Here is a 25,231-nt window from a genome sequence, read left to right as displayed (position 1 = left end):
TAAAATAGAAGGCCTCTTCACATGGCGTTATCTCATTATTCAGATGGATACTCAATCGAGATGCCCTCGACATGCTTGCGGGACATGATCTTCTTTTTCTTGCGATTCTCCTTCGTCTCGAACACAATGTCCATGTCATAGTCCTCCGGGTACAAATCCCGCTTCTCAATGTACAGCGTTAGGCGTTTCTTGTTGATTTTCACCTTCTGGCGCTGGATAAGTACCCCTACATTCCCGCGTAAGTCTTCTTCTTCATACACGATGCCCGTACGCTTCAAATATGCAATGTGGACACAGTCCCCTTTTTGCAGCTTAGCGGGAGGGTTCTTGCTGTTATCGGAATCCTTAGAATCCTTAGAGCTCATAGACTCCTTAGCACACTTTGTGGGTGTTACATGCCTTTCCTCTTCCCTGCTCACAGGAAGATTTGCACTGCCATTCCTCTGGACGAGGTTTACTGTCTCAACAGCCCTAGCTTCATCCTCATTTCCAGCATCATTCCGGTCTGAATCCTGCTCTTCCCTGGAAATAGAGATATCTCCGTTGGGAGCTTCAGCCTCAGAAATTGCGGACTTCCCATCTGATGCAGCAGCAGCATTCTCAGCTCGGAAGGTTCCTGCACTAAGCGATTCTGTAACATGCTGTGAACGGCTAATAATATCGGCTGACAGACCCAGCTTCGCAGCAATAAGGAAGGCATAGCTGCTTCCAGCTTCCCCAATGCGCAGCTGATATCGCGGCTGCAGGGTGTCTGCATCGAATTCCATCCTTGCATTTTCAAAGCCCGCCGTAGCAGTTGCGAAATGCTTGATTTCATTGAAGTGCGTTGTGGCAAGTACAATTGATCCTCTTCTCCGCAGCTCCTCCAATATGGAGATCGACAGACCAACCCCTTCACCAGGATCGGTACCGGACGCCATTTCGTCAAATAATACAAGCGTGGACGCATCGGCTTCCTCAAGAATATGAATCACATTCGTAACATGGGCCGAGAATGTACTTAGCGACTGTTCCATGCTCTGACCGTCTCCGATATCTACACATACGTTGCGAAATACGGAGAACAGACTGTTCTCTTGGGCCGGCACCAGCAATCCAGATTGCGCCATAAGCGTAAGCAGTCCCACTGTTTTCAAGGCAACCGTCTTGCCGCCCGTATTCGGCCCCGTAATAATCAGGCAAGAGTAGCCACGACCGATTCGAAATGTAAGAGGCACCGTATGCGCGCCTAGCAGTGGATGCTTCGCATTACGAATGTCAATGATGCCGCAATCATTCAACTGTACCGGTCGACCATCTATCGCACGGCTGTATTTCGCGCGCGCGAATAGGTAGTCATATACCCCAACGGTATCCACATTTATCTCAATCTCAGGTGCCGATCTTTCCAGCAATTCGGTTAAATGACTCAACACCTTCATTTCCTCTTGCGACTCTGCAATCCGCCACTGGGCGAGATCATGCTGAAGATGGGCAATTTCTGTCGGCTCCATATACACGGTTTGACCACTTGCTGATTCATCCAATACGGTGCCATGGAACTGCTTGCGCAGCTCCTTCTTAATGGGCAGCACATATCTGCCCCCGCGCATCCCTACCAGATGCTCCTGCATCAGTGTTCTATGTTTATTCATGAGACTATCAAGTCTTTGCTTGATGCGGCTCTCCACCTGCATAACCTTCCGTCGGACTCTGCTTAGCTCCCTGCTCGCTTCATCTGCAATTCGACCATGTCGAATGCAGCGCCCAATCTCATCCCTTACGCTCTCCAGTTCATACATCGATGCAGCATACTGACTTACTGTAGGCGCAATTGCATACTTCGCGCGCATATACTTCTTCAATTGAGTGCAGCTGCGTAGAAAGACAGCCACATTCGTGAAATCATCTTCCGAGAATACGTAACCTGTATTCACGAGTGAGATAATATGCTCAATCCCTTGTAAGGTCGGCAGCGGTACACTCGCCCCCTGCTTCAGCATATCACTTGCCTCCGTCACTTCTGCCATCGCTCTTCGTACCTCATCGATATTCGTGAGCGGACACATCTTCTCGACGTGGCTTTTTCCCGCATAAGAAACCGCATATTCCGATACTTTTTCTTTAACCTTATGATAATCCAGTCTTTGCAGCATTGTTTCGTTCATGCCTCTTGATTCTCCTTTGATTGTTGTAGGAGAGCAGCCGCATATTATACCTCACGGAAAGAGGGATTCTGTTCACGGAAAACAGCAGCATGTATCGTTCATGCCGGGTATCGTCTGTATAACGCAAAAAAGGCAGAGCATGCGTATGTGCATACTCTGCCTATATATTCCTTGTTCTCATCAGTAACTGTCCCAGGCCATGTTTGAGTGCCCCTATGGTGGAATGCACACAATTCACGGTGATTACAAAAAAACGTGCTGCATACAGCACGGATCCGGGCAGCAAGAGAATGGAATGCTGGCGTAGATTTGCTTATCCGCTGTTCTTAACTCGTTTCCGGAGGACTAATAACAGCATGCTCAAATAAACGTCTCGCTGGACGTTCGTTCTCAGGGATGTTCCTATGACGAAATTCGAACATACACCTGCAGCAAAACCGTTGCCTCACTATGGAATTGACTAGTTAAGAACGCTCACCAACATTAAAATCTCCCCTTGCTTCATAATATCTCTTAGTATACAGAATCTTCAAATGCATCGTCAAGCAGCAGGCTTACGACAATGGACCCGCAAGTGCCTGCTTCTTATATTTCGAGGGCGACATGCCGGTATGACGCTTGAACATGCGTGAGAAATAGGCCAAATCATTGAATCCAGTGCCGAAGCAGATTTCAGTGACAGACTTATCCGTCGCGACGAGCCAATGCGCTGCCTTACTCACACGCAAGTCGATCAGATAGTCGTTGAATGTTTTGCCTGTAAATCGTTTGAATAAGTAACAGAAATACGTTTTGGAAATGTTGAATTGCCTGCACAGACGCTCAAGCCTAAGCTCCTCGGCAAAATGCTCATGAATATAGTCCATCACAGCCTTTATCAACTCTCGGTACTTCTCAACACGCTCGTCCTCTTCACTCGGCTTATCTGCCAACTTGGAATATTCACGAATGATGACAGAGAGAAGCTTCAGTAAATTTGCTTTGAGCACCAACTCGTAAAATCGCTTTGCCCCCCGGTACTCTTCCAACATTTCCGTAAGCAAACGACCGACTTCCATATCGATCTCTCCGGTCAAGGCTACCTTTGGCGTCACGTGCTTCTCATCGATCAGAAACTGCTCCAAATAAGAAAAATCAAAGCATTCTCCGCTCCATTCCGATTGCTCAAATCGTTCGTTGATAAAATGAGGCAGGAACTCACATCCGATCACTTCCATTCCTTGATCAGGAATCATATCGACCCGATGTACGGCATAGGGCGGAATGACGAATATATTTCCCTTCACCATGTTATAAGTCCGATGATTAATGGAATGCTTGAACTCCCCTCGAACAACATACCAAATCTGTATATAGTCGTGGGTATGATCCCAGATACTCCCCGATGTATGATCAAGCTTATACATTTTGCAGGGCAAATGAGCTTTCATCTGCTGCTCGGAATGAAAGACAATGACATCACTCGGCAAGTCAACGCCGACACCCTCCAGCTTCTTATTCTTATCCCCCATGTGCATCACCTATCACATCATAAAATGTGCTGACATGTACATTCCCAATTCATATCGATGGAGCATTTTCGCAATATGTATTTCAATAAAAAGCATGATATTCTCTATCATTTGGTCTTAAATAGTTTCGTCAGTCAAAAGCAAAAAACCTCTTCTCTTAGATAAGGTTTTTTGCTTTTGTATGTTATTACATTTTGATATGTTTATTGAGTTTTTGAATTAATTTTTTTGTCTTTTCCTCAATAAATGCTTCTGCTTTATTACTGTCATTATCAAACAAATCCACAGCTTTTTTAATAATTTTATCAACTTGATTTTCATTCACTAGATGTATCGCACTCTTCCCCATCTTAGAAGCCGAAATCAATGATAAATAAGCCATTAAGTCCATTACTTCTCGTTTTGTCATTTTGACCATTCAACATCCCTTATTAAATATCTTTATTAATTTGAGCTTAGATTCATCTCAATAGCAGGTATTTTGCGGAGTTGTTCATATGTAATCTCCTTAGTTCTTACTTTAGGACATATTTCTATAACCGCCTTAGCAATGGCTTTTGTTGCAGGGTAATAAATTTTATCATTGGTTTCAATAATTTCATTAACACTCGATGTCAGTACAACGTTTTTGGATCCCGAATTAAGAATGGCAATAAACCATTCATCACGGTAATTAGCGTCAATGATTCCTGATAGGACTGATAAGGAACAACTCGAGGCATTATTATTTTCTTTCAATACAAGTCTATACTTATTCAATAAAGAAGATGCGATTCCTGTAGGCAAAAATACGACTTCGTTCGGCTGAATGCTCACAGGATCTTCAACTGATTTTCCTTTTGGATTCAACACTGCATTTTTAATATCTACATAAATATCATAGCTCGCATCGGCATTCATGGAACTGGGCAAGACTGCCGTTTCTCTCACTTTGGCAAACAATACTGTATCACATGGCTTCTTATTACGAGTTGTCCGCTTATCCTTATCAACATCCCATACGTTTACGTACATTGTTTTGTATTCATTGTTTATTTTTTCTTCAATCACTAGCTCATATTTCTTTGCAGAAGGATTAATATTAAGTTCTTTCACAACCCCGAATCTTTTTTCTTTTTTCATCCACACAGTCTCACCAATTTTGTAATAGCGCTTTTTATCATACTCCACAACATTCACCTCTGTACTTTTTATAGTTTTTGATGATTAATAATCATTTCTTCTTTGATTAAACGGAGAGAAGCGTCGTTCTTCTTGTCCATCTATCATTACTGAACCCAAAAATAACTCTTTAGGTTGTACCCAATATCTTCCTTGAGCATCAACATAAAGGGCAAGTAATTCATCCGAATCCACATGAAAGGCGCCTTTATAAAGAAATACATTTACATGTTTCCCTGATTCAGTATGTATGGCCTCAAAGTATTTTTCCGCTTGCTTGTGGCTAATACCCGATTTCACAATACCGAGCAAATAACATTCATAACCTTCATAATGTCGATAAAACATAACATAGCCCTCCCTTTTCCTAATAAGTGTTTATGCCTTTGCTGAAGACGTAACATATTCATTCATTCGTCGTTTAATAATTCGTGCATGTACATCATTAAAAATGACCGCAATTAGAACCTTTACGTTGTGATCATCATCCTTCAAGAATAAGTTAAAACTATTTGTACCTTCTTCCAATTCATATTTGATCATGTTCGTCACCTCCATCCTTCAAACTATAATTTAGTACTTTATTTTGTTTTTGATTGTAAATAGATTATATTCCCTACTAGATTTTCCGTCAATAGCTTTTTGTATCGGTTTTGATCCGATACATTTAGGTCGTATTTTTATCCATCATCGATTTGCCTCTCATTTAATTTTTTTAGTCTTATATAATCGCTCTTTTCATTTGATCTTTATAATCCTTATTTATATGTAATTGCTCAATTAGGGTCACAATCTCTTTTACATTAAAGTCATTTCTATATGTAACAACTGCATCGTACAGTTGTTTTAAATTTATTTTCTGGTTATCAATCCAGTGAAGAACCTGTTCTATTTCCTTATTATTTTCTATATTAGCAAATAATCTGTTTATCAATGTAATTTTTTCTATTTTTAACTTACATTCTTTATATAGTTTTTCAAATTCGTGATATTCTTTATAGGATGATTTTTCTTTTATATATATAATGAATTTATGAACAATCATTGGTTTTGTCATATCACTACCGGATAGGAATATAAAATTATAAAATTGCTGTAATGTTGCTTCATCGACAATGACTAATTTTAGGTCGTCTAACATTTTTCCTTTAAATCCCATTCCGAATTCTAACTCACGCAAAATAATGCTGTCATAGTTATCCACTATTTCTCCCCCATTACAATGATGTTTACAGTAAAATAAGAACATATGTTTGTATTTTTATATTCCAATTATATCCCATTCAATACTTACCGTCAAATTTTTGTAGGAAATTATAGCTTCTCATTTAGCAGTTTTTTCATCTATGTTTAAGAAATAGACGCACTAAAAAACGCAATGGGATAACTTACTCCATTGCGTTCTTTATCTCGTCTATTTCGTGAGGATATAACGACCTAATCATTTCTATATTCAAAAAATCTCGAAGAGACCATTTATACTTCATATTATAAAAATCGCATATTTCTTCGATCTGCTTCCTTTCCAGTCTCCCATCCCTTTTTAAAATCTGTAATGCCAAGTATATCATACCGCTCCGTACAATATTTTTAGTAGTAAGAGCCTCACTGTACTCTTCTAATCCATCTACTTTTCTAATCGTTTCCAGTCTATTGTAAATCGTATAGAACTTGACTTTATCCCGATTCTCATCATTATTATTTATTGCACCTTTTAATATATAGGTTGAGCTCGGAAGTGGGATAGAGTCTCTGACTTTACTTGAAAAATCAATTCCCCCATTCGATTTATAATATAACTGCTCCTGATTCGTCAGTACCGCCATGCTAAAAATAAATGGATCCATCGGAGAAATAATTCGAGTGATATTTCCCTTTTCATCTCTTATATAAATTTTATTCTTATCAAAATCAAAGTCTGAAATTTGTAAATTTGTTAATTCCTTAACTTGCGTGCCTTGAATACCGTTCCATAATGCTTCAATAATAAAACTATCCTGTTTATTCACTAATGAATGGATAATTGCCTGCTTTTCATCATAACTTATATATTGTTTATATTCCTTTACGAAGGAATAAAAATATTCTTGTCTTCGTTTTAATGGATTAGTAAAATTTCTTGAGTAACTGTGATCCATCGCCCATTGTATGTAGGAAGATAGAACATTACAATACGTCCGAGCACTCTCTTTTGTTTTTGGTTTAAGCATATTTGCGATAAAATTTTCAATTTCATCATCACGAAAATCATATATATCCCGTTGGAGCTCTATTTCTGTATCCACTGCTTTTTTAAATAATCTTGAGTAAACTTCTCTTGTGTCTAAATTATCGAATTGCTCAAGATATTTCATTTTAATTTCTGCGTTATAAAAATCCATCTCTAACCTCCTTTATACATTTTATGCAATGGGCATCAACTAAATAAAGTACTACATATTTTTATTATATATGACACTTCAATAAAAAGAAAGGGTACTGAGCACCACCCCAATACCCTCCCATGCCAACTTTTTTCTACAGTAAATATCAAACGAAATCTATCTCTCACATTCTAATCCATTTCTACATTTTGTCAATAATCATATGCGAAGTGACCTGTCCAATTGTACGATTGCTTCCTCTACTTCCAAATTAGATTGAACAATAGATATAAATCGTTCTAAAGCTATTGACATTTCCGTAATTCTCTTCAGTACGTTTTCCTTTTTAGGTGCCCCTGCTTGACACGACTTCCCATATTCACTCTCTACGCGATAACATCTAACCAAAAAACTCCGAATAAACTCACCGTATAACTCCGGCTGCAAAAGCTGATTCATTGCTGCCTCTGCGCACCAAAAAATAATCGGTATGTGAGTCTTTTTCAGTGCTTTTTTTCTTTCATTTGAATCGAACGAAGCAAAAGCATCCGTAAGATACATTGAGATTTTCTGTATTTTTTCAACAATGTTTTGATCCAAAACCTTCTCTGTTTTCTTTAAGTCAAGAACATATTCTTCAATATTTTTTGCACCAAAGCCCTTTATTTTATCTATCCCATCTTCAAACAACATCAGGATTTGAAGTATCATTTCTTGATCTACAAACCGTACTCTAGCACGTTTGGATAAGCCTACATCCTCTTTGAAGAAGTGTAGGTTTGACAAATCATTAATAGACTTGATTAAATCGCTATGCTTCGCTCTTGTTAATTCTATTCTAGACAGTGGCGTGCCACTATTTTGCTTTACGAACATCTTATCGCGTTCTTCATCCGTCATATTTTCTATTTTGACGATAGTGATGGATTCATCTAATATTTCATCTTGCATCTCTTGAGGCAGATCTTTGAATTTACATCCTGCAATTTGATGTCCATATACATCCTCTGTATTTTTATGCAGTTTCCATGCACCGTCAATAAAACTCATTATCGTTGTTATCCGTTGTTTCCCATCCAAAAACCACTTTTTCCCGTCATCTGAATCCTGAATAAGCACGGGTGGAATATAATACCCATAAATCAACGAATGGATTAAGTCGCTCCGCTGATGATCATTCCAGGTTGCATTCCTTTGGATTGCCAGATCAAACCGAAGAACAATCTCATCATGTTGATTCTGACTGATCCATGACCGATCTCTTCTCCATTCTTTGTAGAGACTTCTGATCGTATAATTCCTTGTAGATTTTTCGATTCGCGTTTTTCTATAAAACCGCTCTGTATTCTGATAAGGTTGTTTACCTAATTCATTATTGTTGGAATCAGCTTGATTCATAACCTAACTATACTCCTTCTTTTCAGAGTTAGACATGTTCAAAGTAATAAGAAGCATAATGACCATGCAATATAGAGTATAAATCTACTGTATTGCTTAGTACTCATCACATTTTTCTAGAGCAACATTATATCATCATAAACCTCATTCATGTATTACTTCTTATTTAGAATCAACAAATATCAACTTCATATTGAATATTGATGCTTATTTATTTCTTTTGGTCACATACAACTCACCGGACAACTGGATGGTAAGGCTCACAATTTCAGCTACAATTTTGGAATTTGTTCTTTCTTTGAAAAATGGCGGAAGCCGATTATATATCATGCATACAATCTCTGGCTCCTTATTTTGAATTGTTTTAACAATCGACTTAATAACGATTTCAATTAATCTATTATATATCTTATTTCGCTTAATGGAAATAAGTGTAATAAACACCATTATGAATGCAACTAGAATATATTCCATTCGAGACTCCTTTTAACACGTTTATTTGATTTTGCGATATTCCATAATCATATACGCCCATACAGGGAGACTTTCTTCCACACGAGCTTTCCAATAGTCAGGACTAGAAAGAATTCCTTCCTTTGCTAGTCGGTCAATGGCTTTATGCGCTTCTGCTACTGCAAGTTTGTCCAATTTCTTCACACCTTTCGATTCTTCATCTGATTTATTCATTTGAGTGCATGACTTCAGTTCATTTTGAACATCTTGAATGAAATGTTCTTTACTAATTCCCATGAGCTTTAAAGCATTTTTAAAAGGATCCACTTTGCGTTCTGGATCCAGTTCATCATGTCCTGCTATATGTTTACTAGGATCGAGTTTGAATGTATGGCACAAATAGGCGTGATACCATACATACCGTTTGTAAGCTTCTAGATTATTAACGGCGCCTCGCTTATGCGAATAGCATAATTCAACTCCTATCGCAATATCGTTCGCGTCGCCCCCGTATAATTCGTTGTCCTTCTTTACGTTATATCTTACATGCCAAGCTTTTTCAGGCTTGGCCGTTGTAGCTGGTATACATTCGATAATTTGTTTATCGTCGATGAATGTATGGGCCGATGCGGACATTTCATTATGTGAGTTTTCATAATATCTTACATTGGCTGAAGCAGAGCTGCCATCATTTCCGGTATCATGGCTTACGATAAATCCAACATAGGGCATCGATAATCCTGGCCGTCTTTGTGTCTTAGGTGTAATGTATTGCTTAACAATTTCGTATTTCATTTTGAACATCATTTTTTCCCCCAATACTATCTACTTCTTATGGCAAGTTTTCTGTCTCCGTTTCAGAGAAGCTACTTTTTGATTTTTTTTTGCCGGGCGCGAACGCAAACGATTCCACACATTTAATACCTGTAAACGCACCCAGCTCATAAGCGAGCAGCATCAGCATATTGTCCGATATGTCCCCGATTTGCCAAGCTTGGTACAAAGCCATACTTAGTGTGCAAAAAAATCCGATAATAAGTGCTGAAACTTTGGTTTCATCCAACGATAATCCATCTTTAATCCATTTCATGTTGACCACCTCGAAAAGATTGTAGCTCTACACGCAAATCATCGACTTTTACTTGCAGTCTTTTATTTTCTAAAGTCAGTTCGAGATTTGTTTTGTGAAGCTGAGCGACTTCCTCGCTGAGTACTCGAATCTCTTCTCTTGCTTCCTCCAGATCAGTTTTATAGCTATTTATAATCTCTTTCAGCTCTAATCTAAAGGCTTTCTCATCCTCGCTTAGTGCCTTTCGGTCGCTAATCGTAACATCCTTGCGATTGGTACTCCTTGTTGCAACGAATGTAAATATAGCTGTTACTAATGCTGTAATAACCGGAATCAGTATTTGCAATGCCTCCACACATAACCACCCTCTTGCTTAATGCATCGTTTATCTTTCTAATTTATAAAGTGATAAGGACCCTAGAAATTCATCAAGAGAACATAAAAAAGAGGAGGATCGAAACCTCCTCTTTATCGTTTTAAGTTACTACTTCTTCATTTTAGATAATGAAATAATAGGCCCCACCTGTTTGAGATCTAATGCCAAAACTTGCATGCAAATCATTAACATCCCTTTGACGACAAGTAGTCTGAGACACAAGATCTTCGTCCGCTTGATATCTTCTAAATAGGTATCCGAACAGCTCTGGTCTGCTGCTCGTCATCTCAGCCTCAACTTCATGGATTGCTTTGATATCGATTGTGGCATCTATATCCTTGCACACATTGACCGTAAGAACTGAATCGATTATGGAATGACCTCTAACATCAATGCTGGAATTAAGATTGGTCACGATTTGAGCTAATACGGTTGCAACCAATTCAGGACTGCTTGAAGCTATGCTTGTCTCGATATCCTCATGCTCATAGACTTCCATATAGCTCTCTAAATCACTATCGCCCTTAATATAGATAAGCATCTCAGAACCCAACTCAGGTCTGTTGCTCCACATTACGGAAGATTTATCGTCATATTGTTCCGGCGTCGGTACACTTATAAACGCTGAAACATCATCATTTACTAAAGGTTTTGCCTGAATGATTCCTTCAAATAAGTCGTTGTAACTAAACACTTCCATTACTACACCGAGTTCAGGTTTGTTGGACTCCATTTGCGATTCTATATTTGCCCGTGGATCATCCTCGACAAAAGCCCTAGTCTGTAATGAAGCTTGGAGAAATGCATTTTTATCGACAATCATTTCAGAATGGAGCTCAGGTCTAGTCGCATCGATTTGAGTCTTTACGTCAGAAGATTGCAGTAACGATCTTACCGTTAAGCTTGCATCTCGATAGCTTTTAGCCGTTTTATATACAAACATAGAAGAATGGAGCTCCGGTCTTGATACATAGATATCAGCGTCATAGTCCATAAGCATCGGTACATCCGCCCGGTGTACATATAGGGAAGAATCCATCCAACTAAAACCGATATTGCTATTAACGTTGATCCTAGCATCCAGGTCGGCAAAACCACGTCCAATGACAAACATCTCAGCATCAAGCAAGTATCTAGTTGCCGTATAAGATTTAGATAAATCAATATATTGTACAAATAGTTTTGGCTGCTTATACCCTAACTCCCTAGTGAAAAACGTTACATACGAGTTCGCTTGCGATCTGATGCCTATACCATAATTCGGTTGTTCGTCGCGATACCATTTTAGTACAATATCAGTCATGTCTACTTCGATGTATCGCTCTTGTTTATTGTAAAGGAACTTGTTTGTTATCAGACCCAGGGGCATTGGAGCATTTGCTGCTGTGATACCGATTTCATTCCAGAACTCTTTATTTGTCGTAAATTCGAGATCTAGGCCTTCAACCTTATCATCAGCACAATATAGTCTTAGCGTGGCCTTTTCAATTAGTTTTTCTTTACCTAGAGCATACAAATCAAATTCGACAAATGACTCGAAGTTCTCAATATGTAAATAATCCCTCGTGTCCCTACCGACAAACATTTGTTTCTCAGTGCCCCAGTTTTGCGACTGATACCTTACACTATCCCTCGTAAAGGCATCCTTTACGGGAACTAGCTCTTGAATAATTCTAGGCGCCTCAAACAGTTCATAATCTCCGTACATTCGATTGTTGGGCGCTACTTCGATGACACTTTCCACGAAACTTCCGGCAATCGCCTCAATTGTGGATTCCTTATCACTGATCCCCTTATACATGATCATCACAAATGAATCTAACTCTGACTTGTTTTGTACACGGACTATGAGAGACGAGTTCAAATCATTATAGGCTTTCTTGTATACAAACATATAGGAATCCAAATCTATGCTCTTGCCTGTATACAGAACATATTTGCCGGCCATTGTATTGACTGGTTCATCGTAGTGTCTAACATACATGCTTGATTCTACATCATCATGCGCATAACCCACCCATAGGTTCGCATTAAAATCAACATATTCTTCATGCACTTGCCATCACTCCATTGTATTGGACTAAATTTTTTGGGCCCGTGCTCTAATTTCGAATTTCCCATTCGGAACTGAGTTTGCCGTTCGCTCTGTAGCTAATCGGGCAAAAAACTCCACGGATTGATTGTAGTCTAGTATTGTATTCCAATTCAGTACTTCTTCTGGCGTGAATGGGAACTGTTCCTTTGATAATTCGATTCTGACTCCGTTAGGTAAATCAGCATTAATTCCCTTCACCTCAATATTCGTAACCTTGTGGCCATACATGTTCGTAAGCGTAATCTTATTTTCATAAGAGATCTGTCCCGCAACGAGCGTACCCGCATTCCAGTATTTCAGGATTTCCCCGATATCTGTTGTGTAGTACTTTCCTAAGTTGTCGCTAAACATCAATCCTGCATAGGTTCCGATAAAGTGAGTCGTCCATGAGTCTACACTGCCCCAATAATCCTTAAACTCTACAATAAGCGTGTTCTTTTCACCAATTTTGACTTCTGTATTTTTAATATTAAGAGCTATTGCCTCTGGAGAACCATGTAGATTCGTAAACTCGCCTGAGAGCGGATAATAGGGTTTATCATTAAGGAATACACGATATTGAACAAGGCCCAAATCATAGTCACTTAATGTTCCTGATAGCTTGTTTCCGATAAATGAAAGGTTAATGGTTGAAGTTGTATTTAAGATATACAGAGCTAAGTCGCTAACACGCGCACCTTTCATGTACGTATTGATGCTTGCCTTTACGCTATCCACATCCACGGATCCTTTTTCGTTAAGCTTTGTATCAAACATAAATCCAATTTTAATAAATCCATAAATAGCCTTAGCTTTGAAATCTTCTGTTCTTAGAGATTCGAATTCCCAAGTTCGCATCCCATTTTTCTTTATATCATTTTCGTCTGTGATATCGAGACTCTTCCATTGCCCTTGACTATAGGATTCCCACTTCATGCCGTTGTCGAATGATACAAATAATCGAATGTTGTCTTTGTAATCTTTAGTTAGCTCTATTGAAATTTTTTCAACATCATCATTTATGGAGATGTTACCTAAAGGAATAGAAATTTGACTCAGTGGTGTGAATTGAGATCTCACCACACTTCTTGACGCATTCTTTGCAACATAAAGCATGTTATTGTCTTCGAACATATCGGAAAGTAAATCGTGTGTATATCTCAGAAGTTTAACCTTTGGGTTAATGGCAGAGAGCAACCCCCAATCTTCCTTCTTAATCTGGTTTAGATCACTTATTCCATGTTTATATACATACTCAGTATTAATTGGCTTTGAAAGTTCGATCCACCCACTGTCGCTTAGATGGAAGAGGTTAATTTTCCTTAAAGCGACTCCAAGTACAGCCCCATTGTTCTCATAAAATCTCCATCTGATTTTTTTATATTGGTTCGTATTTGGAAAATGATAGGTTCGAACTTCGTTTTTATTCCAATTCACTTCGTTTCTGCGTTTATCCAGCGTTATCCATCGTGAACCATTCCAAGCTTCCAAATCCCATGCTCTTGGTGACTCGCCTACGTCTTCTTCTCTGGATTGCAATGCGTAGGTATTAAATAAAGTTGGGCTAATAAAATCATAAGACAACCATGACCTTACCTGAGTTTTTGCCGTAACCCATGCTGTATTGTCTAATCCGTCAAACACGCGAAATGCTTCATATGCACCCTCATGGGGACTTGATATTGCAGTGCCATTTGAGTTGTTTGTTGTCATGACAGGTACTAAACTTGTGAGGTTTTTTGTTTTTTCAAACAAATCAAATGTTTTATATTTGTTGTCATGATGGATTAGAAATCTCTCGTTGCTTACCTCTTTTCCAATTACCTTTTCTAAATCTAAATATGCTATATTAGCATTATCTTTTGTGAATAACATGTAAGAGCCAATCGAACAACAACCTAAAATAACTGATTCATAATTGTAAAAAGTAAAATTCAAATTGGAGAACTCTTCAGCCCCAAAATTCTCATAGTCCGGTATTTTGGCATAATAAATATGTGCCGGAGAACTTCCCCTGTATACAGAAACAATAAAAAATTCATTTGTTATTGTAACTCCTAATGGATTACCATCTGTAGATAATGTAACAACAGCTAATTGCTTACCTGTTGTTGCATCGAAACAATACACGCTTTTTTTATGGTCTGCCATATATAATAGGTTGCGTTTTTCATCAATATGAAATGAAGATGCTCCATTATCCGAAATGTTGACTTCTGGCTTAACTAGTGCATTTAGTGTTTCGCCTGTGTGGATATCAACTTCTTTTATCATGTATGGATCATCAGACAATCTGACAAAAAGCTTCCTACCATCCGTGCCAAGACCGCTTCCCCATAGAGGATTCATCAGTTGGAGCTTTCTTTTTATAGTCAAGGAATAAAAGTCCAACACATACACGTAATTTTTCTTATCGTTAGGAGCAATAAATACCTCGTCCTTTATTCTCGTAATACCGCGACATTTTTCGGGCATTTCGATCCTAATATTCCCTTTAATCCCATCAAAGCTGTACGCGTATAATCCATTTCCCATCTTTAATCACACCCCTATGAGTTTACCTAAATAACTCCCTTGTATTCTTCAAATCTATTTCTAAGCTGTCTATATACAAACTATCCACCTTTTCAGAGGTTTCATTTGCGAACTGCTTTTCTTCTATTTTTTCTGCAATAGGGCTAACATCACTATACTCAAGCAGTTCAATGTCATTCCCTTGATAATCATCTATTGGGGAGTACTCTGTACCCAACTCAACTTCTGGCTTCCCATCCTCAGAATAGATACTTAATTCAACATTATTTTCAAAATAATCCGCTAATGATTTCTTTTCATTATCCTCAACAATAAAATCAACCACTTCCGCTAAAGGATTTTCTGTATACTTTAAGATTTCAAATTCATCACCTACCAAATTTGGAAGATATTCACCTTTTTCCATCTCTTTAATTAAGACTGGCTGACTTTGAGGAATCTCAGTGAATATTTTCACTTCAAAGTCACCATATAACTGACTTAATTCCGCTGCTGACAGGGCTTCTACTTCACTTTTAGACATTCCGTATTTTATGAAGTCCTTGTCTGTTATATCCCTGCCGATTGTCTCCCAACCTTCTTCGACAAATTTCATTAACCCAATGCGTTTAACACCTACCGAATAGTCGTATGGTGCAGTTTTATGATAGCCATCACCAAACTCAATTTTATAGAATTGAAACGTCGGTTTTACTTTTTTGAAATCTATATATCTAATGTGACTACCATTTGAAGAATTGTATCCATCTCGATTTACATCCACTGAGTTGTTATCACATTTGTAAATCTGTGTCCAGTTGTTGTTATCGTTGGAACCAAAAAAAGTCCAATACTGGATTCCAAAATTGACACTATCCGCAATTCGTAATGCTTCAAGCTCAAGTCTATCTATAGTCGTAGGTACTCCGAAGTCATATGTAATAAATCGTATTTGATTCTGACCATTTACACTCACCCAACCAGAATTGACTTCATTGTTAAAAACTTTCCACAAAGAATTAGGGTGATTTATATGTGTGTCACTACTATAAATATGTTTGCTACTTTCTTCTGCTTTTGAAAGATCAATATATTTTGGTAATTGGTATCTTTTATATTCACCCGATTCATCTATGAATAAAATTTTTTCAGTTTTTGTTTCGTATGTTTCAATTTCGAATTCAATCGGGTAGTGCATTTCCCATGTTGCATTAGCTGGATAATTATAAATATCAATACTACTACCATCCGTGATTGTTTCATAATTTACTTTGAGGCATCTTGAGTACACCCAAGGAACATAAGTTCTATACCAACCTCCTTCAGCTGGAACTTTAGTGTTTTGATCGAAGATGATTGCTAAAAATGTTTCTTTAGGACAAGTAATATCAATGCCCTCAAAATAATAAATGTCATCCCCATATTTGCCGTCATTAATCAGCTCTCTAGCTAAAAGAGTTTTATATTCTCTGTACCTATTTGTCTCTTGCAGGATAGCAATTTTCATCTTTGTTTGGACGTTTGGTAATCCTCTAAATTTAATTGATTTCAATCTGCATAAAGACAACTCATTAATTGGGACTTGGAGAAAGTACATTTCTGTCTCAGTGGTGGTTGTGTATACTTTTACAGGATGATCGAATCCATGCGAATAAACTTCTTGCTTCATTTATTCCACCTCATCTAACTTGATTTTTTGTATATTTTCTGTTGCTTTAAACGGATAACTAAAAGCTCTTCCTTCTCCCAACGCTTCATCTTTTTTACTCCAAACAAACTCTTTGATATAGGGCTTGTCGAATTCTATTTTTTGCCCTTTTTGCATCCCATATAGCATGTAATCATTAACGGATACTTTTTCGGGAAGTACTGCTATAACATTTTCATATTCCATTTTGGAAACGATATTCTTAAACCCTCTAGGCATAAATTTTGCCTCTGTAAGAAGCTTATTAGACGTAGCCCCGCCACAAAAAATTGGTATAACCGGTTTTGGCAACTCTCTTACTTTTACTTTCCCCATACTCTTCCCATCGACAATAACTTCGAAAATGTTGTTATCTAAATCCATTGCTATTCCAACTCTTCGAACACCATATACTGAGTTAGGTGCAATCATAGTTTTCTCACCAATTCTCTCTGCTCCATAAACGTATAGATCCTTGCCATAAAAATTAAATAGTATATTGTTCATTCCCGTTGCAACATAATTTTCAGCATGTTTAGCAACTAATCCAACATTGAAATCATAATCTCCATCTTTGATGAACTCCATGTATAACTTTCCACCATAATAATCATCACCAAATAAGATACACCCTCCATTTCGTAAATAAAGATGGAAGATCCCATATATCGATAACGAACCACGACTACTAGGTACAAGCTTGAATCGATTTCGTTTCTCATTAATATCGTCGAAACTGAAACCCACGAATGGAGTTTTAATTCGTTTTGTAATACCTACATGCTTACCATCGACTTTCCGCTTAATTAGACTCCGTTCATTTTCTATGTATTCATAGCACTGAAATTCTGCAATTGAATATTCTGATTTGCCATTCCAGTCGCCCTGCTTTTCATACATATAAAGGATGAGAGCTTTAAACTTTTTGTCATTTTTAAAAGTCCACTCTTTTCTTTCTTGTTCTCTCCATGTTTCATTTTTTACATCTAGCAATAAAGTACAACCAATCCACGATGGCTCTTCATCCACTTGTTTCAAGCCAAACGTATTCATGAGATTCAGTGTATCGTCAGGAACTCCATAGAGCCTAAAGCTCTTAGGAGACTTTGACGCATCAGAAGTAGAGGTCATTGATATCTTTCGGGGGAAATATTCTTCTGAAAATTGGAATTTAGCATGTACTTTTTTAAAAGTGCTATTTGCCCATGCGGTATTCATATCTCCATCACACATGTTAAATTCGTTGTATTCAGATTTTGAAGTATGAAAATATTCACTAGTGGCAATTTCGAATCCTTGTTTTATTCGATACATTTCATTAAATAATGGAAGTATTGGTACAAACATATTTACACCTCACTCAAGAGCATCACAATCAAATTGTGATGCTCTTTATTTCTTTATTTTTATTGTCAAACAATTTAGAAAATATATTCCCACTACCATATTTCGTTTTATCTTTTTGGACAACCTTCTTAAGCACATTACTTGTGCAATAGAATTCATCACTTTTCATTCCGTATCTTTTATAATCTTCTGGCGAAGAAATAGATACCTCCTTAAGAAATGACTGATATTCAATCAGTTTAATATCGTTTATCAGTACATATTCGCTATATAGATCTACAAATGTAATCCTATATGAGAAATAAAATGCGGCATTATCAAATTCCATTCGAATTTTACTGAAATTACATAAAAGTTCTGCTTTGTATTCAGATAGTTGGTTCCATTCTTTATTAATCTCGTCATATCCTTCAATTCTGATATGTGCATTCTTCTTTACCCCTGATGACTGTATTTCAACAGCGTTAATTAATCTAGGTTTTTTAAAGTCAACCTTAATGCTTGGGTGTGCAAACAGCGTATGGCTCCTATCAGCCGATTGATAAGCACAAGCAAAGTCATCTATTTTATTGTTTTTAAAAACATGTTCTATTGGATTTTCTGCTGAATACTCTTTATATGCATCAACACTGTTAATTTCATTATCAAATTCGTCCTCAAAAAATAGTGGAATTGCACTAACTTCCTTTTTTTCTATAGTGAAACTTTTAGTGACTCCATTCGCTTTCTTTTCGCTTAAAATGAAATACCTTTGTTCGACCGCGAGTTCAGGTGTAGGAATGGTAGTCAATCGAAGAGACCCTTTGTTGCTAAATTCATAATCACTCAGATTTATAATGTAGGTTCTCACCAGTTCATCATTTGTATTGTAAAATTCAGCTTTAATATTGGTATGAATAAGCCATAACGGGGCTGTATCTAATTCAAATTTGCTTATTGCTTGAGGTTCTTTAAACACGATTTGAAAGTTGCTTCTAGCGTCTTGTTTCGCAACATCCATTCGAAAATACCCATCATGTAATGCGTCATAAACTGACCCATCATAGCGCGCCATTGAATCTAAATATGCAAATTCAGTCTCAAACCTTGTATGACTACTATTTGTAATGACTTTTCCAAAATTAATTTTCCCTCCATCTTTATTGTAGAACCTTATTCTTTGCAAGCTTACTACACTTGAACTTTTAGTTGATAAATTGCTGAACTTAACTCTCTTTATAAGCACTATCAGACACCTACCTTATTGCAAATTCAATTTATACATTTTCTGTAATGTAGAGAAGTCTAGTTCCAACTTATATATACTTCCAGAACCAAGATTATTGCTGAACGTTGCGTCCATTTTATTAATCTTGTTTTTTCTATCTAATATCGATACATCAGATATGCCCTCACTTTTAATAATCTTTTGTGAAGGTATTGTTGTAGATAACGGTTTCCAAAATGGGTTTACTTTTTTATACTTTGTTGGATGGAGATTGAGATATTGTATCGCAACATTTTTAATATCACTATTATTTGAAATGAATACAAATTTGAACAATCTAAACTTTACATCTTTGCCTAACGTAAATGTCTTTCCTTCATTTTGTTTCCAATAAACTCCGCGCCGCTTTTCGATTAAAGTCCAATCATCACCTTTCAAAGAACCGTAAACATCCCAATCTCTTGGAGACGAGTATATGTCTTGTTTTACAGTTGCATTGGCTGCGGGAAGTGTGTTTTCACCAAAATTGTATTTCATCACATACCCACCAACCGTTTTATCGGTTCCTTCTCCTAAATCAATTGTAATTTCTACTCCTGTCTCACCATCAGATGATACCCAAGAATCAGAATTGTTATTAAATAGTTTCCAGACATTTGTTCCATTGCTGGCAGTGACCTTTATTTGGTGCTGTGTACTTGCCATCGTAGAACCATCATCTATGAATTCATCAATTAGTCCCGTAGGCTCAAGAACTTGTTCACTTCCTAAATCGTATGTTTTATATTGCCCACTTGCATTGAAGAAATATCGCTTTTCGCCTCTTTTATTCTTCGGCTTAAGGATAAGTTTAGGTCTGAACCCTACACCCGTTGTTACATCATTTTCATATCTTTTTTTCGCATCAACAACTGCGAAGGCGCTTGCATCTCCGTTACCTCCACCTCTTATAACCACACCTACTGATGCTCCATGTGCAGGTGTGTTAGTGAAGGATGGGTACTTCAAATTCCAAACTGAATTGTCTCCTATCTTGTCCATTACGCCATTCAAATCTGAATTGATATACTTATCCCACTCATTGTATTCTATAAATCCCTCATCTTTTTTGGCATTAGAAGTAATTGACGTTATTATAGGATTAAAGTCTTTAAGCTTGTCATTGGTTTTACGTGTTGCGATTTCGCACATTTCCAAGTAATTTAATTTAAGTGGATCTTTGGTCAGATTAGTATTAGCGAGTCCAAATCGCATTCTCCAAAATTGGTGCTTATATGGGTGTTCATGATTGAAGTTCAATACATGCCAAATGTTGGCGGCATTAGTCCCGATTTTTATATCTAACTCCTTAGCTAATCCCCAGTCGTTCCCATCATCCGAGTATTCTAAATATAACTTTTTTAAATTATATACTTCTGTCCAGTATCTATTTTCGAATACTATATTTACTCTTTGAATTGACACTGGATCTTTAAATTGATACCCTATCCACTCTTTATCAAAGTTTGCATCTCCAAAGCATAGTCCTGTAGCCCAATATGTACCTTTTACGGCTGTTTCACCAAAAGCCTTTTGGCCTCCGTACTGATCAATATTACTATTCAGACAAGACGACCAGATGGGTGTTCCGCCAACACACATATTTTCGTATAAAATAGTCTCATGCTCATAATAGGATGTGCCGACTTGCATCAACCCTCCTTTATCCCCCCTTGCGTCATAATTTATCCAAGGTGTTCGATAAGAAATGTTTCTATCAGCTATACAGATAATATCTCCATTATTCTTTATATCAACAACAATAAATCTAAAATATCCGTTAGCCGCAGCAGTCCAATCCTTGTTAATCTGCTTAGTTTCTACTTCGTAATCTGTTTTTACAGCTAAATTATTTAACACCCATCTGTACTTTATCTCGTTTTTATAATGGTTGTTTCCGTCTGGAACCGTAATCTCGTCAGCAATACTATCAAATCTAACATCCGTAGTATAAGAATTACACCAAAAATAATCCCCCACTTTAAGCGTCTGTAAATTATTATTCAAAGATAAAGACATATTAATTCACCTCGTAAAGATGTCTAAAATCAAAAACTGGTCTGAATCCATTTCTATTGTTCCCAGTTGATGCTCTTCTACTTACATCTTGAAGCTCAAACCCTGCCCCATTGTTATTCCCACCTCTTGCAACACATTGTGCAGGATCTAAATAATGTGTACTCTGCGTAATTGTTTTATATTTAAAATGATGCCATACATCATCATCACACGCCTCAATTTTTCCATTTAAATTGGAATTAACAATATACTTGTCATACTCATTATCATGCGGGTAAGCGCCTAATATTGCCTTATTCGTATCATTCTCTAACATCCCTTTGTCATTTATTTGACTAACTCCTCCTGTTAGGCATCTCATATATCCGTATACTCCATTTATAGTCATGGCTTTGCCTTGGATGTAATTGTTATCTTTTTTTTCCTTTAATTCATTGTAGGAAATGATTGTTTTAATCACTCTATCCGCAATAAGAAGACCTTCATCTGCCTTAATAAAATAAAAAATCCCTCGTGCGTTATTTATTTCTGCACCGCTATAATCAATCTCTGGAAGCGTCAAGTAGTTACTTCCAGCACCTCCCCATGGACTTACCCCGCCAGTGAACTCGAATGGATTGTTTGAATACTCATAAATTCTCATGGGAATGTAATCCCCTACCTCCATTTCTAGAATGAAGTCTCGCTCTACACCGGACGTTTTAGGCTTGGCCATCCACCTTCACCTCTCAATTTAATTGTAATTTTATTTATCTTGAATACACTCTTATTCGATCTATCCTCTTTATATTTTTCGCATATATCTTTGTTGACACGATATATCCCTTGTCCTTATAGCTATCATCTAAAGTCAAATCGTGCTGTTCCGTATAATCTACTTTTAGAAGCCCATTGTCTATTCTTGCGTACTCAGAATTATCGTAATCTATCATTCCATTAAATCCTTCAACTTCTGTCACTTTTCGGCTGCTGCTATCTGCTTGGATGATGACTTTAACTCTGACATATCGCGCTTTTGGACTAGCAATTGTACTATTCCCGCTAAGCTTTACATATGGACTCCACATGCGATTATCATGAGAAGTTTTAGTAAGAATTGTAACCTTGGCTCCATCAACAATTTCTTGAACGCTGACTAACTTATTAAATGCCGTATAATTATCAACTAAATCAATCACTTCTGACTCCCACTCGCCATTTTCAGCTAATGCATGAGTAAGTTTTTCAAAACCATTAAGCTCTGGAATCATACCGTTTGTAATAGACCAAACGCTTTCATCCCAATCTTTGAATACATTTGTATCTTTCAATTCTTTTTCGGTTTTTGCAGCGCCAGCGAAAGACGCTCCATTAAATAGTGGATGATTGTATGTATTGTAATCCGTGTTGTAATAGATATTGCTTCTTGCAGCATAACTATATCCAACAACCGCTGCTATTGTGTCACTTTTTCTGTTTCCTATTAAAGTCCCTTCAATGATAATGTTATTAAGTAGACCAGCTCGATATAACCCTGCGAGGATACCCATGTATCTTCCATCCTTACTATCGGTCGTATCAACATTCACATTAATGTACATATTTGATATGGCTCCCCCCGCCATATTCCCAATCACACCACAATAGACATTAGTGTTGCTTGTTTGTTTTGACTTAATATTTCCTGTTACTGCTACCCGGTCAATGTTCCCGTTATTGAATTGAGGGGTAATTACTCCTTGCCCTACCATAGAAGCTACAATATCTACATTCTCAATGTATACATTTTTTACAACACACTTATCGTTAAGTGAAGTAAACAATCCGGTAGATACGCCTTCTATCTTTTGAGTAAAGTTCAATATTTTAAATTCGTCTCCATCTAGAACACCATAAAAATCAAAGCCGTAGTATTTTCCTTCCTCAAAAAGTCCGACTTTAAAGTCGATATTTTTTGTTAGCTTATAATAGGCATATGGATTCTTCCGCATATTAAAAAAATCATATGCATCGCGGATCAGATAAGGATCTGCTTCTGTTCCTTGTCCTTTATGATCGGCAGCATCTGACTCTTTAATTTCATAAAGCCTTTTCAACTGTAATTTACCCTCATCAGCAAAAGTGTTTTTAAACGCACCTTTTTCAAGGTTAATAGGCATTCCGATCTCTTCGATCTTTTGTCCTGATTGCAAAGCAAACTCACCATCTACAAACCGAACGTTGCCCACTGTCTTTCCATTGTTTTTAGTCTTTGAGTAGTCCTTTACTTCGTCATTTTGAATGCTGCTCTTTTCAAATCTCCAGTAACCGACTAATCCTGTTTCAGAGCCTGTCAACACTTGAAAACGATCTGCACGAATTTGCGCCTCTAATCTTGCAAAATTCCAAAGTCGTACTTCATCCATTTTCCCTTTGTAGTCAACTCCAAATCGAAACTGGGTCGTTGTTGTTTCGAAAGGGGTCGTGTTTCCATATCCAAAGACTGACTCAACTTCTTGTTTGATTCCGTTTACATAAATTGTAATTCCTTTCATCAAACCACCGCCACTATACGTAACTGCGATATGATACCAATCGTTCCAGGATTGAATGACTTCATTTTTGGTTGCAATCATCTCACCACCAACACTAACTGCCACTTTTCCTCTTGTTGTTGGATCGTTATTCAGTGGATTAATGATAATTTCAAACTTTTTGACATTAGGATAGTCATCACCATATCGAACAGGAACCATCAATTTAGAACCGTTATCGTCTGGTTTCATCCAAAAATCAATCGATCTTGGCTTATCGCCTGTTGGAAGTCCAGCAGCGCCCATCTCTACATACTCGCCAGACGTTCCGCTAAAATGGATTGCGCCATCATTTTGAGTAGCCATGTATATTCACCTCAATTAATTAAAAATCAAGCTCTTCATTGTCCCTCCAAAGTTGTCAATTACTCCACCGCTCTTATGTTCAAAGACCACATAATTTACTTTCCCATCGTCATTTAACGCTCCACCTAGCATCACTTCGATAGGAATAGTTTGTTGCATAACTTTTTCCTTCAAAGCTTCAACAAGCGCCGAAGAATGTTTTTCGCGAAGGGTATGATATACGCCTTCCTCCAAAGTAATTGTGTATGAGCTGCCGTCAACATCGAAAGTTAATGTATCATTTGTGGCTTTCATAATTTTCACATCGCCTCTAATGTCCTTTGTCCCCCATAAGAACTCTGTCATACCTTTCATCTCCTTATTTCAATGTCCATGTAATATTCGTACTATGTCCCTTTTGCAAGGGTGATTCAATCTCTTCCACAACCAAGCCTCTGCGTTGAATTACGATTTTGCCATCGAGCTCCTGATCAGAAGCAATTTTGAAGGACATATACGCTTTATCTTGATAAGGAATGGATACAATCGCTTGAAAGTTAAATGTAATCCCATCCAAATCCAACTTCTTCTTATATCCGAAGTTATATTGCGTAATCCGGTTCGTAAACATTCCACAATCCGTTTGTTTTTGAAATGGATTCGCCTCACTAACCGCATCCTTATAAGAAATAATGTCGTTATAGAACAAAGATCTTCCATTCAATAGATACTCTTTGCCGTTTGCTACATAGGAAATTCTAAAATCTTGGCCGTTAATAGTAAAGACTCCATTCGCCGCTTCGAAGAATAGCTTGGAGCTATGGCCAATCAAGCCGAAACGAAGAAGCTTCATTCTATCAATACTATAGAAGCGATACGGATCCGATTCTTTTGTTTCAAGATCGTATTCACATAAGTGTGTCCCATCATAGTAGTCCGCCACCCAGATAAAATCCTGACTTAAAATCGGATGCGTGCCATTACTAGTCGAAAATATCATTACATATACCTCCACTATAATTTGCCTGT

22 protein-coding genes are annotated in these 25,231 nt (G+C 37.5%); all 22 read right to left on the bottom strand.

Annotated elements, in window-relative coordinates; genetic code table 11:
• Positions 1–35: 35 nt before the first annotated feature.
• Complete coding sequence (locus tag BP95_RS0106900) at positions 36–2,147, bottom strand: endonuclease MutS2 (protein WP_028531745.1); 2,112 nt, start codon at positions 2,145–2,147, stop codon at positions 36–38.
• Positions 2,148–2,701: 554 nt separating this feature from the next.
• On the bottom strand, positions 2,702–3,658 hold the full coding sequence (locus BP95_RS0106895) for a helix-turn-helix domain-containing protein (RefSeq protein WP_021257599.1): 957 nt from the start codon (positions 3,656–3,658) through the stop codon (positions 2,702–2,704).
• Between the two features lie 187 nt (positions 3,659–3,845).
• Positions 3,846–4,067, bottom strand: coding sequence for a hypothetical protein (locus BP95_RS0106890; RefSeq protein WP_139170625.1), 222 nt, complete (start codon positions 4,065–4,067; stop codon positions 3,846–3,848).
• Positions 4,068–4,102: 35 nt separating this feature from the next.
• The gene (locus BP95_RS0106885) at positions 4,103–4,828 is read right to left on the bottom strand and encodes a dCTP deaminase/dUTPase family protein (RefSeq protein WP_021257601.1); all 726 of its coding nucleotides are present in this window, start codon (positions 4,826–4,828) and stop codon (positions 4,103–4,105) included.
• Between the two features lie 36 nt (positions 4,829–4,864).
• The gene (locus BP95_RS29815; protein WP_021257602.1) at positions 4,865–5,167 is read right to left on the bottom strand and encodes a DUF1653 domain-containing protein; all 303 of its coding nucleotides are present in this window, start codon (positions 5,165–5,167) and stop codon (positions 4,865–4,867) included.
• Between the two features lie 30 nt (positions 5,168–5,197).
• Entirely contained in the window at positions 5,198–5,362 is a 165-nt protein-coding gene (locus tag BP95_RS32255) for a hypothetical protein (protein ID WP_231515061.1), read from the bottom strand.
• Positions 5,363–5,540: 178 nt separating this feature from the next.
• A complete protein-coding gene (locus BP95_RS0106870; RefSeq protein ID WP_021257603.1) occupies positions 5,541–6,023 on the bottom strand; it encodes a hypothetical protein in 483 nt (160 codons plus the stop codon).
• Between the two features lie 184 nt (positions 6,024–6,207).
• Positions 6,208–7,200 (bottom strand): phage lytic cycle repressor MrpR family protein, encoded by a 993-nt coding sequence (locus BP95_RS0106865; protein WP_028531744.1) that lies wholly within the window; start codon positions 7,198–7,200, stop codon positions 6,208–6,210.
• A 201-nt stretch (positions 7,201–7,401) separates the two neighbouring features.
• Positions 7,402–8,580 (bottom strand): DUF262 domain-containing protein, encoded by a 1,179-nt coding sequence (locus BP95_RS0106860; protein WP_028531743.1) that lies wholly within the window; start codon positions 8,578–8,580, stop codon positions 7,402–7,404.
• A gap of 495 nt (positions 8,581–9,075) precedes the next feature.
• Positions 9,076–9,840, bottom strand: a complete 765-nt coding sequence (locus BP95_RS0106850; protein WP_028531741.1) for a peptidoglycan recognition protein family protein — start codon at positions 9,838–9,840, stop codon at positions 9,076–9,078.
• Positions 9,841–9,865: 25 nt separating this feature from the next.
• Positions 9,866–10,123 carry a hypothetical protein gene (locus BP95_RS0106845; RefSeq protein ID WP_021257608.1) on the bottom strand — a complete coding sequence of 86 codons (258 nt, stop codon included), beginning with the start codon at positions 10,121–10,123 and terminating at the stop codon, positions 9,866–9,868.
• Positions 10,110–10,457 carry a hypothetical protein gene (locus BP95_RS29810; RefSeq protein ID WP_021257609.1) on the bottom strand — a complete coding sequence of 116 codons (348 nt, stop codon included), beginning with the start codon at positions 10,455–10,457 and terminating at the stop codon, positions 10,110–10,112. The genes BP95_RS0106845 and BP95_RS29810 overlap by 14 nt, the downstream gene beginning before the upstream one ends.
• A 142-nt stretch (positions 10,458–10,599) precedes the next feature.
• A complete protein-coding gene (locus tag BP95_RS0106835; RefSeq protein ID WP_028531740.1) occupies positions 10,600–12,534 on the bottom strand; it encodes a CBM96 family carbohydrate-binding protein in 1,935 nt (644 codons plus the stop codon).
• 24 nt (positions 12,535–12,558) lie between these two features.
• Positions 12,559–15,087 (bottom strand): discoidin domain-containing protein, encoded by a 2,529-nt coding sequence (locus tag BP95_RS0106830; protein WP_028531739.1) that lies wholly within the window; start codon positions 15,085–15,087, stop codon positions 12,559–12,561.
• A 22-nt stretch (positions 15,088–15,109) separates the two neighbouring features.
• Positions 15,110–16,735 carry a discoidin domain-containing protein gene (locus BP95_RS0106825; RefSeq protein WP_028531738.1) on the bottom strand — a complete coding sequence of 542 codons (1,626 nt, stop codon included), beginning with the start codon at positions 16,733–16,735 and terminating at the stop codon, positions 15,110–15,112.
• Positions 16,736–18,100, bottom strand: a complete 1,365-nt coding sequence (locus BP95_RS0106820; protein ID WP_028531737.1) for a hypothetical protein — start codon at positions 18,098–18,100, stop codon at positions 16,736–16,738.
• Positions 18,101–18,128: 28 nt separating this feature from the next.
• Positions 18,129–19,325: a hypothetical protein gene (locus BP95_RS0106815; RefSeq protein ID WP_028531736.1), complete on the bottom strand. Its 1,197-nt coding sequence runs from the start codon at positions 19,323–19,325 to the stop codon at positions 18,129–18,131.
• Between the two features lie 15 nt (positions 19,326–19,340).
• Positions 19,341–21,365 (bottom strand): discoidin domain-containing protein, encoded by a 2,025-nt coding sequence (locus BP95_RS0106810; RefSeq protein WP_028531735.1) that lies wholly within the window; start codon positions 21,363–21,365, stop codon positions 19,341–19,343.
• A 1-nt stretch (position 21,366) separates the two neighbouring features.
• Positions 21,367–22,080: a hypothetical protein gene (locus BP95_RS0106805; protein WP_028531734.1), complete on the bottom strand. Its 714-nt coding sequence runs from the start codon at positions 22,078–22,080 to the stop codon at positions 21,367–21,369.
• Between the two features lie 34 nt (positions 22,081–22,114).
• Positions 22,115–24,223 (bottom strand): LamG domain-containing protein, encoded by a 2,109-nt coding sequence (locus tag BP95_RS0106800; RefSeq protein ID WP_028531733.1) that lies wholly within the window; start codon positions 24,221–24,223, stop codon positions 22,115–22,117.
• A gap of 15 nt (positions 24,224–24,238) precedes the next feature.
• Positions 24,239–24,568 carry a hypothetical protein gene (locus BP95_RS0106795; RefSeq protein ID WP_021257618.1) on the bottom strand — a complete coding sequence of 110 codons (330 nt, stop codon included), beginning with the start codon at positions 24,566–24,568 and terminating at the stop codon, positions 24,239–24,241.
• A gap of 13 nt (positions 24,569–24,581) precedes the next feature.
• Positions 24,582–25,202 (bottom strand): hypothetical protein, encoded by a 621-nt coding sequence (locus BP95_RS0106790; protein ID WP_021257619.1) that lies wholly within the window; start codon positions 25,200–25,202, stop codon positions 24,582–24,584.
• Positions 25,203–25,231: the final 29 nt, after the last annotated feature.

Source organism: Paenibacillus sp. UNC217MF (assembly GCF_000686865.1).
Classification (GTDB): domain Bacteria; phylum Bacillota; class Bacilli; order Paenibacillales; family Paenibacillaceae; genus Paenibacillus_B; species Paenibacillus_B suaedae.
The sequence above is the reverse complement of the archived record's forward strand: the minus strand, read 5'-3'. Positions and strand labels throughout refer to the sequence as shown.

What these genes read in the sequence shown, in the direction of transcription:
- BP95_RS0106865 (WP_028531744.1), bottom strand. Translation starts at nt 7,200, where the DNA reads ATGGATTTTTATAACGCAGAAATTAAAATGAAATATCTTGAGCAATTC.
- BP95_RS0106895 (WP_021257599.1), bottom strand. Translation starts at nt 3,658, where the DNA reads ATGGGGGATAAGAATAAGAAGCTGGAGGGTGTCGGCGTTGACTTGCCG.
- BP95_RS29815 (WP_021257602.1), bottom strand. Translation starts at nt 5,167, where the DNA reads ATGTTTTATCGACATTATGAAGGTTATGAATGTTATTTGCTCGGTATT.
- BP95_RS0106790 (WP_021257619.1), bottom strand. Translation starts at nt 25,202, where the DNA reads ATGATATTTTCGACTAGTAATGGCACGCATCCGATTTTAAGTCAGGAT.
- BP95_RS0106860 (WP_028531743.1), bottom strand. Translation starts at nt 8,580, where the DNA reads ATGAATCAAGCTGATTCCAACAATAATGAATTAGGTAAACAACCTTAT.
- BP95_RS0106810 (WP_028531735.1), bottom strand. Translation starts at nt 21,365, where the DNA reads ATGTCTTTATCTTTGAATAATAATTTACAGACGCTTAAAGTGGGGGAT.
- BP95_RS0106845 (WP_021257608.1), bottom strand. Translation starts at nt 10,123, where the DNA reads ATGAAATGGATTAAAGATGGATTATCGTTGGATGAAACCAAAGTTTCA.
- BP95_RS0106795 (WP_021257618.1), bottom strand. Translation starts at nt 24,568, where the DNA reads ATGACAGAGTTCTTATGGGGGACAAAGGACATTAGAGGCGATGTGAAA.
- BP95_RS0106890 (WP_139170625.1), bottom strand. Translation starts at nt 4,067, where the DNA reads ATGACAAAACGAGAAGTAATGGACTTAATGGCTTATTTATCATTGATT.
- BP95_RS0106820 (WP_028531737.1), bottom strand. Translation starts at nt 18,100, where the DNA reads ATGTTTGTACCAATACTTCCATTATTTAATGAAATGTATCGAATAAAA.
- BP95_RS0106830 (WP_028531739.1), bottom strand. Translation starts at nt 15,087, where the DNA reads ATGGGAAATGGATTATACGCGTACAGCTTTGATGGGATTAAAGGGAAT.
- BP95_RS0106800 (WP_028531733.1), bottom strand. Translation starts at nt 24,223, where the DNA reads ATGGCTACTCAAAATGATGGCGCAATCCATTTTAGCGGAACGTCTGGC.
- BP95_RS0106825 (WP_028531738.1), bottom strand. Translation starts at nt 16,735, where the DNA reads ATGAAGCAAGAAGTTTATTCGCATGGATTCGATCATCCTGTAAAAGTA.
- BP95_RS32255 (WP_231515061.1), bottom strand. Translation starts at nt 5,362, where the DNA reads ATGATCAAATATGAATTGGAAGAAGGTACAAATAGTTTTAACTTATTC.
- BP95_RS0106850 (WP_028531741.1), bottom strand. Translation starts at nt 9,840, where the DNA reads ATGATGTTCAAAATGAAATACGAAATTGTTAAGCAATACATTACACCT.
- BP95_RS0106900 (WP_028531745.1), bottom strand. Translation starts at nt 2,147, where the DNA reads ATGAACGAAACAATGCTGCAAAGACTGGATTATCATAAGGTTAAAGAA.
- BP95_RS0106805 (WP_028531734.1), bottom strand. Translation starts at nt 22,080, where the DNA reads ATGGCCAAGCCTAAAACGTCCGGTGTAGAGCGAGACTTCATTCTAGAA.